Below are 13,517 nucleotides of genomic sequence, written 5' to 3'. Positions count from 1 at the left end.
ACCCTAACAGAAACCGGCCACTCAGCCCTTTGACGGACTGGCCGGATGGCCATTGGCCGCGAGGAAGGCCTCGATCATCTCGATCTGGCGTCCCTGCTGTTGCAGCAGGCTGGTGAGCTGGCTCTGGCGCACCCCGTCGAGCTTGTCGTGCAATTCCATGATCTCGAGCTCGGCCTTGAGATTGACCTCATAGTCGTGCGCGGCGGCGGCCCGGTCCTTGGCCGCCTGGCGGTTCTGCGACATCATGATGATCGGTGCCTGCACGGCCGCGAGCATCGACAGGATCAGATTGAGAAAGATGAAGGGATAGGGGTCGAAGGCCTCGGCCTGGAATCTGGCCAGCACGAGATTGGCGCCGATCCAGCCGAACAGGACGACGGCGAAAATCCCGATGAAGACCCAGGATCCGCCAAATTCGGCGACCCGGTCCGCCATGCGATCACCGAATGAATTGCCTTCATCATCATCCCGGTTGAGGTTTTTCGAAATCTGACGCCGCTCGGCGATGCGATCGAGCACGCGGCGCTCGGTCTTGGTCAGATCATCCAGATCGCTGTGCAGCATTTCATGCGCAAGCGTCGCGACATCCCGTTTCATTGCCCATCTCCCGGCCATGGTCCCAGCGGCGCCGAGCTTACCAAGCGCCGGCACCCTGGCGATACCGCCAATTCGGGGCCGGGCCACGTTAAGACTTTCGTATCATTTCAGACCAGTGCCGGACGCTGATGGCCCCGATCGGGGCAAAAACACAGCATCCAGTTCGCTTTTGCGACCAGAATCATGGTTAATGAGGTGTTAAAGTCTGGCATCGCCCTTGCGAGGGTATTGATATGATCACGATCCGCAGCCCATATCCTGTCCCGACCCTGGCCAACCGGCGCATTGAACCGGCTGGTTCGGCACGCGGATCCAATGATCGTCAGCCGCGGCAAGACCGCGCCCAAGCTCCTGTCCCGACCCCACACGTTGCCGCGACCCGTTCGCAGCCGCATGTGCGGGCGCAGCTCGCCCCGGCTGAACTCATTGTGCAGATCATCTCCGGAGCGCCGCGCCGCGGCATCCGGGCCGAGACCAGCGAGCAGGCCCGCTATCGCCGCGCCTATCAGGACGCGACACAAAAAAGCGCGCCGCCCCCGATGTGGGAGCGACGCGCCTGATGTTGGATGGACCTGCCCTGCGCCGTCTTGGCTTCTGGTGCGACGCTGTCGTCGGTGCCAGCCTGGTCTTCGTGCTGTTCTAAAGCCGCTTCACCACATTGATATGCGCTGAAGCGGCTCCAGACTGTTTGCGCGAGGTCTAGCCTTCGCCGCCGACCGCGAGGTCGCGCCGGGCTGCAACCACGGTCACCACGAAACCGCCAACCGTATCCATCAGCGTCATCAGGGTGAGCAGGAAGAAGGCCGAAGTGCCGAATTTCCCGACCAGCAGGAAGAGCGCCATCGCGACCACGAATACCATCATGGACAGACCATGATTGATGATCGTCGCAGTGCCCGATCCGGCGGCCTTGATCTGTTCGATGAACAGACACAGCATGCCGAGAATGACGATCAGATCGCCCAGCGGCAGGGCCCACTGACCCGACGCCATCGGAATATGGAAGACCGGCCCGTTGAGCGCCGCGACCATGGAAGTCTGGTCCGCGCCACCGAGCGTGAAGGCAATAATCACATAGACGATGACCGGAACGGTCATCAGTGGAAATACATTGAACATGGAACTCTTCCCCTTGGCAGGGCCGCCTCGCTGTGCGCGATTGGCAGCCATCATACCCAACATTACACCGTTATCCCCGCCACCTGACATAATCAGATCCTCACTATAACTCGTCTGAACCACGCGGGTTCCGCGCACGCGAATTTAACCACATCATTCCCATCATGTCTGTCAAAGAGGCGAAAAGACGGCCAAAATTCGTATATTTCGACGATCCGATGGTGCGGTGACGGTGGCTGACCGGCCTGAATTCGCACAAATAACCCTCGCGATTCATCAGCGCCGGCAGGAAGCGATGCTGGTGATCGAAAAAGGGAAGTTCCAGATAGGCCTGCCGTTTGAAGGCCTTGAGGCCGCAGCCCGTATCATTGCAATTGTCGTTGAGCATGCGCTTGCGGATGCCGTTTCCGAAACGCGAGGCGAATTTCTTCCAGGCTGAATCCTGACGGTTCTGGCTCCGGTCGCCACCGACAAGTGCCAGGTTTTCCGGCGCATCGGCGCGGGTCAGGGCATCAATTACGATCGGCAGACCATCCGGCGGGTTCTGGCCATCGCCATCCAGGGTCGCGACAACGGCACCGCGCGCATGCATCACCCCGGTCCTCACCGAGCGCGACTGGCCGGCGTTATGGCGGTGCCCGATCACGCGCAGCATCGGCAATTCGCCCTTGGCCGCGATCAGTTCCTCGCGCGTCCCGTCGGTCGAGCAATCATCAACGAACAGAATCTCGAAATTGCGCCCCGAGAGCGCCTCGGCAATTTCGCGCGCCAGCGGCACGACATTGCCAGCCTCATTATAGGCGGGCACAACGACGGAGATATCAGGGGTTTGGCTCATAAGGGTTTCTGCTTGCGCTTGCGGAAAACGGGGTCTGCTTTACATACGCGTCTAGCACATGACGCGAGGGGTTTCACAGCCCCGCGACCATTGGAGACTTTCATGGCCGAGCTGGCGAAGGGAATTCGCGCCTATATCATCATAGGCTTGCTGGCAGCATTGTCGGCTCTGGCCGGTATTTTCACCATGCCGGCGCTCGACCGTGATGAGAGCCGCTTCGCCCAGGCGACGGCGCAAATGCTGGAAAGCGGCGATTTCGTCCGCATCAATTTCCTCGACGAAGCGCGCAACAAGAAGCCGGTCGGCATTCACTGGATGCAGGCGGTCAGCGTTGCGGCCTTCTCCAGCGCCGAAGCACGCGAGATCTGGGCCTATCGCCTGCCCTCCTTGCTAGGTGTGATCCTGGCCGCACTGGCCTGTTTCTGGGGCGGGCAGAGATTGATCGGGCGCGAGGCGGCCTTCGCAGGCGCAGCCCTCTTCGCAGTGACGGTCCTGCTCGGCATTGAGGGTGGCATTGCCAAGACCGATGCCATGCTGGTCGGCTGCACCACACTGGCCATGGCGGCGCTGGCGAATTTGCGCTTTGGCGAGGGTGGCAGAAAGACCGCCATCCTGTTCTGGTTTGCCATCGGCCTGGGCGCGCTGATCAAGGGCCCGGTGACACCGATGGCCGCCGGGCTGGCGCTGATCGTGCTGTTCGCCTGGGAGCGCAAGGCGCGCTGGATGAAGCCGCTCCTGTTCTGGCCCGGCCCGCTGCTGGCCATTGCCATGGTCCTGCCCTGGCTGATCTCGATCCAGATCGCCACCGATGGCGGTTTCCTGCGCCAGGCGATCGGCGATGACATGGCCCCCAAACTGGTCGGCGCCGCCGAGCGCCATGGCGGCATATTCGGCTATCACCTCCTCCTGCTGCCCCTGCTCTTCTTCCCCGCCATCCTCTTCCTGATCCCCGGTGCCGGCCGCGTTGCCAATGCGCTGCGCGGCAAGGATAGCGATCAGGCCGCCGGCGCCGCGCGCTTCCTCATCGCCTGGGCAATCCCGGTCTGGCTGGTGTTCGAATTCCTGCCGACCAAACTCCCCCACTACGTCCTGCCCGCCTATCCCGCACTAGCCTTGATGGCGGGCTGGGGTCTGATGCAGCTCACCAAGGCTGCGGCCTGGCAAAAATGGGTCAGCTGGGCCCTGTTTGCCTTTGCCGGGCTGGTGTTCGCGATCGCCCTGCCGGTGCTGTTTGTCGTCTATGGCAATAATGCGAGCTGGGATGCGGTGCGGCTCTCGCTGGGCGGATTTGAAGGTGGTTTCCAGCTCGGGCTTGATCCGGCGACTGCGGCCATCGTCTTCCTCACCGCAGCGATCTTCGCCGGACTGACCGGTGCGACGCTGGTGGCGGCGCGCGGACGCTCGGTCGCGCTGGTGCTCTGCCTCGCCGTCGCGTCCGGCCTCGGCTGGCAAGTGATGGCGCGCGGGGCCGCAGCACCCAATGCCTATGCCGTACGGCTGGCCGACCAGGTCCGTGCCGCGCGCAGCTATTCGCAGACGATTGCCGGCATCGCGCCGGAGGAGATCGTCACGGCGTCCTCCTACACCGAGCCGAGCCTGGTCTTCTCGCTGGGAACCGACACGGTGTTGGGCACGGCGGAAGAGGTGCTGGCGTTTGCGGAAAGCCGGGAGGAGCCCATATTACTTGTACTGGACACATCCCGCGCCCCAGGTTTGATCGATGGCTTGATGACGTCCGAAGCACCTGACGCGGACTCGATCGCTGACAGGCTGCAGAATCTGGGCGTTTGTCATGAGGGACTGGCGTCAGGAACCAATTACTCGCGTGGCGATGAAACGACATTGCTGCTCCTCTTCACACGCTGCCTTCCGGAGCCCTTGAATGACCCGCAAGATTGAAATCGTTGAAGTCGGGCCGCGCGACGGGCTCCAGAATGACCCGGTCCTGCTCTCGACGGAGATGAAGATCGAATTCATCTCGCGGCTGATCGATGCCGGGGTCAACCGGATGGAGGCGGCGAGCTTTGTCCATCCCAAACTGGTGCCGGCGATGGCCGACAGTGCCGAGGTGATGGCGCTGGCGCCGCGGCTCGACGGGGTGAAATATATCGGGCTGGCGCTGAATGAGCGCGGCCTGCGCCGCGCCCTCGAGGCGGGCTGTGACGAGATCAATTATGTCATGGTCGCCTCGGCCGGCTTTGGCCTCAGGAACCAGAACGCAACGCCGGAGCAGACCGCCGACCTGTTCGACAAGATCGCCATCCTCGCCCATGACGAGGGCGTACCGGTCTCGGTGACGGTGTCTGTGGCCTTTGGCGACCCGTTCGATGGCGAGGTCGATCCGAAAATTCTCGGCGAGCTGGCGGCGCGAGCCAAAGCGGCCGGCGCCTGCGAGTTCGCGCTGGGTGATACGATCGGCGTTGCTGATCCGTGGAGCGTGCGCAAGGCGCTCGATATTGTCCGCGCCCAGAGCGGCGATATGCGGCTGCGCATGCATTTCCACAACACACGCAACACCGCGATGGCGAATATCGCCGCGGCAATCGATGCCGGCGTCGATGTGATCGATGCTTCGTGCGGCGGGATTGGCGGCTGCCCGTTTGCGCCGGCGGCGACCGGCAATGTCGCCACGGAAGATGTAGTCTACATGCTCGAGCGCGGCGGGTTCGATACCGGGATCGATCTTGACCGGATGATCGCAACGGCGAAATGGCTGGAGGATGTGGCGCTGAAACACCCCGTCGACTCAGCCCTCAAGCGCGCCGGCGGGTTTCCGAAGCCTCAGGCCTGATCGTCGCCAGCGCCGCGCGCGCGGCGCTGGCGCGACAGACGCAGGCGGGCCCTGAGCTTGAAGAGTACAACGCGCATCCGGCCGCGAAGCGACAGCCAAATGACGCGCGCCCAGATCGCGCCATAGATCGGCACGATGGCCAGCACGGTTGTCAGCCTTTGCAGCGGTCCGGGATAGAATTTCCAGAAATATTTGACGAAGCCGGCGGCCTTGTGGGTCTCGACCCGCATCGGGCTGGACTGGCTGGTGCCGCCAAAATGCAGGATATCCACGCGCGGCTCGAACCAGACCTCGCCGCCCGCCTCACGGACTGTGCGGCAGATATCGATATCCTCGACATGCAGGAAATAGCGCTCGTCGAACCCGCCAATCGCGAGGAAATCCGCCTGGCGCATCATCAGGGCGGCACCCGACACGGTCGGTACCCGCTCCATCGCCTCGGGCAAGGCCCGGCGCTCCCAGTGGAGGCTCTGCAAGCCGGGTATAAGACGGTCGAGGCGCAGGAAGCTGACGGCGGCGGTGTGCGGGGTGAGTTCGCCGCGCCGCCCGCCGGCCTGCTCGCTGCCATCCTGATTGAGAATGCGCGCGCCGATAATCCAGGGCCGCTGCTTGACGGCCAAGGCCGATTGCTTGAGCTGCAGGGCCGAGCCTGGCGCGAGGATGGCATCGGGGTTGAGAAACAGCACCAGCTCACCGCTCGCAGCCCGGGCGCCGATATTGCAGCCCTTGGAGAAGCCGAGATTGGCATCCGTCTCGATCAGGACAAATTCGGGATGCGCCGCCGCCAGATTGCGCAGCCCCTGCACCACCTCCGGCGGGTTTTCGTGACTGACCATCACGAACTCGTCGACACCAGGAGCGGCCAGGACGGCGGTGACCGCGTCCATGAGGTGCGATCCGGTCATCCAGGAAACGGTGACGACACTAAGACGCAAATCACTCATCAGGCGGGCTTCCGGGCACCGAGGAACAGGACAGCGGTCGCCGCCAGGGCGGCGGCAGCCTGATGCCACTCTTGCCAGACACCATAGGAAAACAAAACCAGAGATACATAGGTGACCAGCACCCAAGCGGCCGCGACCGCCTGGTCGCGCGTCAATCGCGGTGCGCTGGCGATACGTCCGCCGAGGAAGACCAGGGCGCAGGACAGCAGCGCCGCCCCGATCAGGCCGGTCTCCAGCCAGACCTGGAGGCTGGCATTGTGCGGGTGCATGGGCAGCATCTCGATCTGGTAGCCCGCCAGCTCCATTTCACTGTTCAGCGGCCGTGATGCGTCCAGCCCGTAGCCGAAGAGCGGCTTCGCGCGGATCAGACCGCTGACATAAGTCCAGATCTCAAGCCGCCAGACCCAGGACAGCGGCAGGGCATCGCGCAGGGCCTGCGGCATGATCGCGATCAGGCCCGGCAGGACCACGGGAACGATCATGACCCCGCCGGCGACGGAGCCGAAAATGCCGGCAATCATTGGCCGCGGCCAGAAGAAGGTCAGGACCGCGGCGGCCAGCCCCAGCAGGAGGGCAACCGCATTGACCTCGGTGCCAAAGCTGAAGGCGGCGACGCCCGCGAGCAGCATCACGACCACGCCCACGACAAGCCCGCCGGCGCGATAGGCAATCAGGGCCGCCGGTCCGGCCAGCAGCAGAAGCGGTACCGTCGCATGGCCAAGCCCGCGATTGACGTAGATCATCACATCCGCTTCGGGCAGCGCGTCATAGCCCTCGACCGCGACCTTGAAGGCATGGGTCATGGCGCCGCCGGTCAGGCTCTCGGCGAACAGAAACAGGCCCAGCGCGATCACCAGGAAGATCATCGCCGCCTCAGTGCGGGCCTGCCAGCGGCCGCGCAGGCCGCCGATCCGCAAGGCCAGCAGGACATAGAGCGGGATGCCGATCAGGGTTTTGGGCAATTGCTCCGGATTGTCATAGGGCGACCACAGAAAACTGATACCGACCCAGGCCAGGAACAGCCCGCTGAACACCAGTGGCATCGAGACGGCGCGCAGCCGCCAGAACCTGGCATCGACAGGAAATGCGATGATCGCCAGCAGCACCAGCATGGGCGGCAAGAGGCCGGCACCGGCGATGGACCAGGGCAAGGCAAGGACGAAGGCGAGGACCGCCACCCAGCCGACCCTGCCCTGCCCCTTCGCCATCATGGGTGCCGCCTGCCTCACATCAGCCGCGCTTCAGGTCCGGTGCCCGGGCATCATCACACAGGCGAGCGATCGCCTCGGCCAGCGGCAGGACTTCCTGCTTGTTGCCCTCTTCGCCGAGGAAGCGCAGGGCGAGCGTGCCCTCCTCCGCTTCCTTGCGGCCGATCACGGCAATAACCGGGATCTTGCCGACCGAATGTTCGCGGACCTTGTAGTTGATCTTCTCATTGCGAAGATCGGTCTCGGCATTCAGTCCGGCGGCCTTCATGGCGGCCAGAACCTCTTCCGCATAGGGATCCGCATCGGAAGTGATCGTCGCGATCACGACCTGGCGCGGTGCCAGCCAGAAGGGCAGCTTGCCGGAGTAGTTTTCCAGCAGCACACCGAGAAAACGTTCCAGCGAGCCGAGGATGGCGCGGTGGAGCATGACCGGGCGGTGCTTGTCATTGTCGTCGCCGATATAGTGGGCATCGAGACGTTCAGGCAGGTTGAAATCGCACTGGATCGTGCCCGTCTGCCATTCGCGTCCGATTGCATCCTTGACGACGAAATCGAGTTTCGGCCCGTAGAAGGCGCCATCGCCGGGATTGTATTCGAAGTCGAGACCGGAGGCCTCGGCCGCCGTGCGCAGCGCCGCCTCGGCCTTGTCCCAGACCTCGTCGGAACCGACGCGCTGGTCGGGCCGGTCGGCGAATTTGACGCGCGGCTCCTCGAAACCGAAATCGGAATAGACGGATTTCAGCAGGTCACAGAAGGCCTTCACCTCATCGACGATCTGCTCGACCGTACAGAAGATATGGGCATCATCCTGCACGAAGCCGCGCACGCGCATCAGGCCATGCAGGGAGCCGGACGGCTCATAGCGGTGGCAGGAGCCGAACTCGGCCAGGCGCAGCGGCAGGTCGCGATAGGATTTCTGGCCCTGGTTGAACACCTGGACATGGCAGGGGCAGTTCATCGGCTTCACGGCCAGGATTTTCTCTTCCTGGTCGATCGAGGAGATGAACATGTTCTCGCGATACTTGTCCCAATGGCCCGAGGCCTCCCAGAACTTCCGGTCCATCAGCTGTGGCGTGCGGATTTCCTGATAGCCATTGGCTTCCAGACGCCGGCGCATATAGCTCGTCACCGTGCGATAGAGACGCCAGCCGGCCGGATGCCAGAACACCTGGCCCTGGGCTTCTTCCTGGAAGTGGAACAATTCCATCTGGCGGCCGAGACGGCGGTGGTCGCGTTTCTCGGCTTCTTCCAGACGGAAGAGATAGGCCTTGAGCTGTTTGTCGTCGCCCCAGGCCGTACCGTAGATCCGCTGCAGCATGGCGTTGCGATGATCGCCGCGCCAATAGGCACCGGCCACCTTCATCAGCTTGAACGCCTTGCCGATCTTGCCCGTCGAGGGCAGGTGTGGCCCGCGGCAGAGATCGAACCATTCGCCCTGGCGATAGATCGTGATCGTCTCGCTCTCGGGCAGATCGCGGATCAGCTCGGCCTTGTAGCTCTCGCCCATCTTCTCGAACATGGCGATGGCGGCATCGCGGTCCATTTCCTCGCGCTCGAAGGGCAGATCGGCATCGACGATCTCGGCCATGCGCTTTTCGATCGCGGCGAAATCCTCCGTCGAGAAGGGCTCGTCGCGGGCGAAGTCATAATAGAAACCGTCCTCGATCGAGGGGCCGATCGTGACCTGCGTGCCGGGGAAAAGCTCCTGCACCGCCTGGGCGAGGATGTGCGCCGTATCGTGGCGGATGATCTCGAGAGCCTCCTCATCCTTGCGCGTCACGAGCGAAACCGAGCAGCTGCCGGGCAGCGGCCGCGTCAGGTCCCAGTCGTTTCCATTCACCTTGGCGAACATCGCCACCTTGGCGAGGGATTTGGAGATGTTCTCGGCCAGATCCATCGGCGTGGCGCCATCGGGCAATTCGCGGCTGGAACCATCGGGAAGCGTAATATTGATCATTGGTCTACGTCCTTGTCGTCGGCGCGGCCTGCCGGCGGAAGCGGGTCCGAAGTGTCGAGCATCGGGCGGGATCTGAAACGCCAGACCGCCCACCAGGGCACTTGCGTGCGAACAGTCGGGGCCGGATCGAAGCCATGGCTCCCACCCGGTCGGCAGCGCCCGAGCCGACCAAAGGTCAGCCAGAAGCCGCGCCAGCCACCCTGGGCGCGGATCGCCTCGATGCCATAGGCCGAACAGGTCGGCTCATGGCGGCACCGCACGCCAAAGGCGTAAAAAACCGGTGACAGGCTGTATTGATAGACGCGGATCGCGCCGACCATCAACCATCCCATCGGCCCCTTGGCCTTGTTTATCCCGTCGCTCGAACGCATTTGGATTCAAGCCTTTTAACGCCGCACTGCGCCCTGTCCACTGTCGAGATGAGAGGCGCGCGGCCGGCCGCATTGAAATGAGGTTGGGTTTGTCTGCTTTTTCCGGGCTGTCCGCTTCATCCTGCCGGCTGGGCAGGTACGAACAACCCTAGCCGGTCAGCGGGGTTGCGAGGCGGGTCGCAGTCGCGCGGGTCACCGCCTCGACGGCGGCATCGAAGGCCAGCAGGATAGACTGGTGCCGCGCCGGATAGGCACGCGCACTTTGCAGCAGCTGCAATTCGGCAAAACGGCCGCGCGGCGCAGGGCCGGACTGTTTCAGCATCGTCTTGAGACTGTCGCGCGCCAGTTCCAGTTCGCGCAGCGAGGCGCCGACGGCGGCGCGGGCCAGGATCGAGGCCGAGGCCTGCCCCAAGGCGCAGGCTTTCACCCGCAAGGCGAGATCGGCGACATGGCCGGACTGGACGATGATGTCGAGTTCAATCTCCGAGCCGCACAGGCGCGACACCTTGCGCACGGAGGCTTGCGGATGCGCGAGGCGTCCGATGCGCGGAATGTCCGCCGCGAGCCGCAAAACGGCGTTGGAGTAGAGATCGTCTGTCATCTTGACGGGAATATAGGGGTTTTTGTTGGTGGCCGCCAGATGTCGTGCGGCTCGCAGACATCACACTACACTCCAAAACGCCCGCGCCCTCCGGGCAAGGAAGAACACGCCCCTAATATCGAGAAAGTCGCTTATTGAACATGGGCTTACGGGCCAAAATAGTGCATAATCCAAGCGTTCAAGAGTTGCCCGAGCGAATCGGCAACTGTCGTTAGAAACCAAACCACGGGAATCAGTAACATGTTGAAAATATTGAACTTTTTGGCGCGCAAATGGCATTTACGCGATGAGGCCCTGTCTTTTAATCCGACCTTTGGTCGAGGCGCTGTTCGCGCCGGATTAAAAGACAGGGCCTCATACCACATTTCGTGAGATACGTAAAGAGTGACACTACATGTATGGGGCGTCAATGCTTTTGGCGACCCTATTCCTCGTCATCATCCGGGGCCGGCTCATCGGCCTCGTCGAGCTCATCCTCGTCAAGATAGGTCGGCTCGGTCCGGCCCAGCACTTCGGGGATATCGCCGAGATCGGCCGGATCCACGCCCTCGGGACACCAGGCCTCGTCGATCTCGACATTCCAGAAGCCTTCCGCCTGCGCTGCGCCGGCTGCGAGCTTGCAGGCCTGGTCCTTGTCGGCGGCGACGACACCATAGGTGACGAAGCCCTCGCCAACCGCATCCTCGACCTGGACCAGGACATTAAAGCCGGTGAGCGCCATCAGGCCTGATCCAGCTTGCGCCAGGTCGAGCCTTCCGGGCCGTCATCGACCTGGACATTGAGCGCGGTCAGCTCGGCGCGCACCGCGTCAGCGGCAGCCCAGTCCTTGGTCTCGCGAGCGACCTGGCGTTTGACGATCAGATCATCGATCGCGGTACGCTCGGCGGCATCAAGCTCATTGAGACCGAACCATTCGTCCGGATCGCCCTGGCCAATCCCGAGCAAGGCACCGGCGGCGAGCAGTTCGCCCTTGGCGCGGGCCTTGTCTTCACCGGTTTCTGCCTTGTTGGCCTCGCCGGCGATCTGGAACAGTTCCGATAGAGCCTTGGGCGTGTTGAGGTCGTCATAGAGCGCTTCAAGGAAAGCCTCGGGCGCCTCGGTCTGTGCCGCTTCGACAGCGCCGAGCCGGCGCAGGACTCCATAGACGCGGTCCAGCGCCCGGCGGGTCTTGGTCAGAAGATCCGTCGTCCAGGTCAGCGGCGCGCGATAATGCGCCGTCAGCAGGGCATAGCGCAGCACCTCGCCGGAATAGCGTTCCGTGAGATCATGGACGAGCTGAACATTGCCGAGGGATTTCGACATCTTGTCGGTGCCCATTGTGAGAAAGCCGTTATGGAGCCAGTAATTGGCCATCGGCGCGCCGTCATGGGCACAGACCGACTGGGCAATCTCGTTTTCATGGTGCGGGAAGACGAGATCAACGCCGCCGCCATGGATATCGATCGTGTCACCGAGATGTGCCGCCGTCATCGCTGAACATTCCAGGTGCCAGCCCGGACGGCCGCGGCCCCACTGGCTGTCCCAGCCCGGCTCGTCATCGGCAGCCGGCTTCCACAACACGAAGTCGGCCGGATTGCGCTTGTAGGAGGCCACTTCGACCCGGGCGCCGGCGATCATCTCGTCGAGATCACGATTGGAGAGCTTGCCGTATTTCTCGTAGGAATCGACATCGAACAGGACATGCCCGTCCGCCTCATAGGCATGGCCACCATAGACCAGCGACTGGATCATGCCGATCATCTGGCCGATATGCTCGGTCGCCTTGGGTGTGATGGTGGGCGGCAGGGCGCCCAGCGCGGCCATGTCGGCATTGTAGATCGCCGCGAATTTTTCCGTGATCTCGGAAATCGGCTCGCCGAGCTCCTTCGCGGCCGCAATGATCTTGTCGTCAACATCGGTGATGTTTCGCGCATAGACGACGTGATCCACGCCGAATTCCCGGCGTAGGATACGGTACAGGACGTCGAACACGACGACCGGACGCGCATTGCCGATATGGGCGTAATTATAAACCGTCGGGCCGCAGACATACATCGTCACCCGGTCCGGATCGATCGGTTCGAACGGGCGCTTGTGACGGGCCATCGTGTCGAAAAGGGTGAGGGATGCCATGGGAAAATTCCGTTCGCTCAATAGGTCGATGCTGAAAAAAGTATCATTCGGGTGCGGTCATATCATTGGAATTGCCGCAGGGAAGGCCTAAATGCTTCCATACGCGAAAGCGTGGACACGGTGGGTATACGGATTTGGTTGCGAAAGCACCCACCGGACCATCCCCGATCCGGAAACCGGCACTACGGAATCTGCCCTGCTGGCAGAGCCGACCCGACAACGAAAGGATCCATGGAGATGGACGCTGTGACACCTGATTCTGCTCGCCTGCCCGACACCGAGACCGGCCGCCCCTCGCGCCATGAGGCCGAGGAAGCCGTTCGCACGCTGATCGCCTGGGCCGGCGATGACCCGGCCCGTGAAGGCCTGCTCGACACCCCGAAACGCGTCGCCAAGGCCTGGGAAGAATGGTTTTCCGGATATGGCGCCGATCCGGCCGCCGCGCTCGGCAAGACCTTCGAGGATGTGCAGGGCTATGACGACATGGTCATGCTGACCAATATCGATGTCGAGAGCCATTGCGAACACCACCTCGCCCCGATCATGGGCGTGGCGCATGTCGCCTATTTGCCTTCGGCCGCTGTAGTCGGCATTTCCAAGATCGCCCGCGTCGTCGAGATTTTCGCCAAACGCATGCAGACCCAGGAAACCATGACCGCCCAGATCGCCGATGCGCTGATGGAGGCGATGCAGCCACGCGGAGTCGCGATCCTGATCGACGCCAAACACCAGTGCATGACCACGCGCGGTGTGCATCACCCGAATGTGTCGACCATCACCTCGACCTTTACCGGCGAATTCAAGACCGACGCCAATCTGCGTGACCGTTTCATGCGCCTGGCTGAAAACGCCAGACTCTGATAAAGTCGCAAATTTGATGCATTATAGCGCAATGTAAGTCTAATGCGTCAAATCTGCACCTCTATATCGGTTGTTATAATGCGTCATATCTGATACCTTTCGGCCAATAAACGCTGTA

General features: G+C 62.6%; 14 protein-coding genes. 4 read left to right on the top strand and 10 right to left on the bottom strand.

The window, feature by feature from the left end; all coding sequences use genetic code 11:
• Positions 1-21 precede the first annotated feature (21 nt).
• A complete protein-coding gene (locus tag ACN0YF_RS02005) occupies positions 22-597 on the bottom strand; it encodes a DUF1003 domain-containing protein (RefSeq protein ID WP_417482888.1) in 576 nt (191 codons plus the stop codon).
• 233 nt (positions 598-830) lie between these two features.
• On the opposite strand from ACN0YF_RS02005, the gene ACN0YF_RS02000 reads away from it, so the two are divergent.
• Entirely contained in the window at positions 831-1,157 is a 327-nt protein-coding gene (locus ACN0YF_RS02000) for a hypothetical protein (RefSeq protein WP_417493130.1), read from the top strand.
• A gap of 139 nt (positions 1,158-1,296) precedes the next feature.
• Here ACN0YF_RS02000 and ACN0YF_RS01995 read toward each other — a convergent pair whose 3' ends face one another.
• The gene (locus tag ACN0YF_RS01995) at positions 1,297-1,716 is read right to left on the bottom strand and encodes a hypothetical protein (protein WP_417482887.1); all 420 of its coding nucleotides are present in this window, start codon (positions 1,714-1,716) and stop codon (positions 1,297-1,299) included.
• A 103-nt stretch (positions 1,717-1,819) separates the two neighbouring features.
• Positions 1,820-2,554 carry a glycosyltransferase family 2 protein gene (locus ACN0YF_RS01990; RefSeq protein ID WP_417493129.1) on the bottom strand — a complete coding sequence of 245 codons (735 nt, stop codon included), beginning with the start codon at positions 2,552-2,554 and terminating at the stop codon, positions 1,820-1,822.
• A 102-nt stretch (positions 2,555-2,656) separates the two neighbouring features.
• Here ACN0YF_RS01990 and ACN0YF_RS01985 point away from each other — a divergent pair, with 102 nt between their 5' ends.
• Together ACN0YF_RS01985 and ACN0YF_RS01980 are read left to right on the top strand one after the other, a co-directional pair.
• A complete protein-coding gene (locus ACN0YF_RS01985; RefSeq protein ID WP_417493128.1) occupies positions 2,657-4,453 on the top strand; it encodes an ArnT family glycosyltransferase in 1,797 nt (598 codons plus the stop codon).
• A complete protein-coding gene (locus ACN0YF_RS01980) occupies positions 4,437-5,345 on the top strand; it encodes a hydroxymethylglutaryl-CoA lyase (protein ID WP_417493127.1) in 909 nt (302 codons plus the stop codon). The genes ACN0YF_RS01985 and ACN0YF_RS01980 overlap by 17 nt, the downstream gene beginning before the upstream one ends.
• Here the strand turns inward: ACN0YF_RS01980 and ACN0YF_RS01975 are convergent.
• The 7 genes from ACN0YF_RS01975 to cysS all read right to left on the bottom strand — a co-directional run bounded on the left by ACN0YF_RS01975 (position 5,336) and on the right by cysS (position 12,538).
• Positions 5,336-6,289: a glycosyltransferase family 2 protein gene (locus ACN0YF_RS01975; RefSeq protein ID WP_417493126.1), complete on the bottom strand. Its 954-nt coding sequence runs from the start codon at positions 6,287-6,289 to the stop codon at positions 5,336-5,338. The genes ACN0YF_RS01980 and ACN0YF_RS01975 overlap by 10 nt on opposite strands.
• On the bottom strand, positions 6,289-7,500 hold the full coding sequence (locus tag ACN0YF_RS01970; protein WP_417493125.1) for an O-antigen ligase family protein: 1,212 nt from the start codon (positions 7,498-7,500) through the stop codon (positions 6,289-6,291). Before ACN0YF_RS01970 ends, ACN0YF_RS01975 begins: the two co-directional genes overlap by 1 nt.
• Before the next feature lie 19 nt (positions 7,501-7,519).
• Positions 7,520-9,454, bottom strand: a complete 1,935-nt coding sequence (thrS, locus tag ACN0YF_RS01965) for a threonine--tRNA ligase (protein WP_417482881.1) — start codon at positions 9,452-9,454, stop codon at positions 7,520-7,522.
• Positions 9,451-9,825, bottom strand: coding sequence for a membrane protein insertion efficiency factor YidD (gene yidD / locus ACN0YF_RS01960; RefSeq protein WP_417467247.1), 375 nt, complete (start codon positions 9,823-9,825; stop codon positions 9,451-9,453). The genes thrS and yidD overlap by 4 nt, the downstream gene beginning before the upstream one ends.
• A gap of 148 nt (positions 9,826-9,973) precedes the next feature.
• A complete protein-coding gene (locus ACN0YF_RS01955; protein WP_417482880.1) occupies positions 9,974-10,426 on the bottom strand; it encodes an iron-sulfur cluster assembly scaffold protein in 453 nt (150 codons plus the stop codon).
• 424 nt (positions 10,427-10,850) lie between these two features.
• Positions 10,851-11,147, bottom strand: a complete 297-nt coding sequence (locus tag ACN0YF_RS01950) for a hypothetical protein (RefSeq protein WP_417482879.1) — start codon at positions 11,145-11,147, stop codon at positions 10,851-10,853.
• A complete protein-coding gene (gene cysS / locus ACN0YF_RS01945; protein ID WP_417493124.1) occupies positions 11,147-12,538 on the bottom strand; it encodes a cysteine--tRNA ligase in 1,392 nt (463 codons plus the stop codon). The genes ACN0YF_RS01950 and cysS overlap by 1 nt, the downstream gene beginning before the upstream one ends.
• Before the next feature lie 237 nt (positions 12,539-12,775).
• On the opposite strand from cysS, the gene folE reads away from it, so the two are divergent.
• Entirely contained in the window at positions 12,776-13,399 is a 624-nt protein-coding gene (gene folE, locus ACN0YF_RS01940; RefSeq protein WP_417482877.1) for a GTP cyclohydrolase I FolE, read from the top strand.
• Positions 13,400-13,517 lie beyond the last annotated feature (118 nt).

This window comes from Maricaulis sp. (genome assembly GCF_048270265.1).
Taxonomy (GTDB): domain Bacteria; phylum Pseudomonadota; class Alphaproteobacteria; order Caulobacterales; family Maricaulaceae; genus Maricaulis.
The sequence above is the reverse complement of the archived record's forward strand: the minus strand, read 5'-3'. Positions and strand labels throughout refer to the sequence as shown.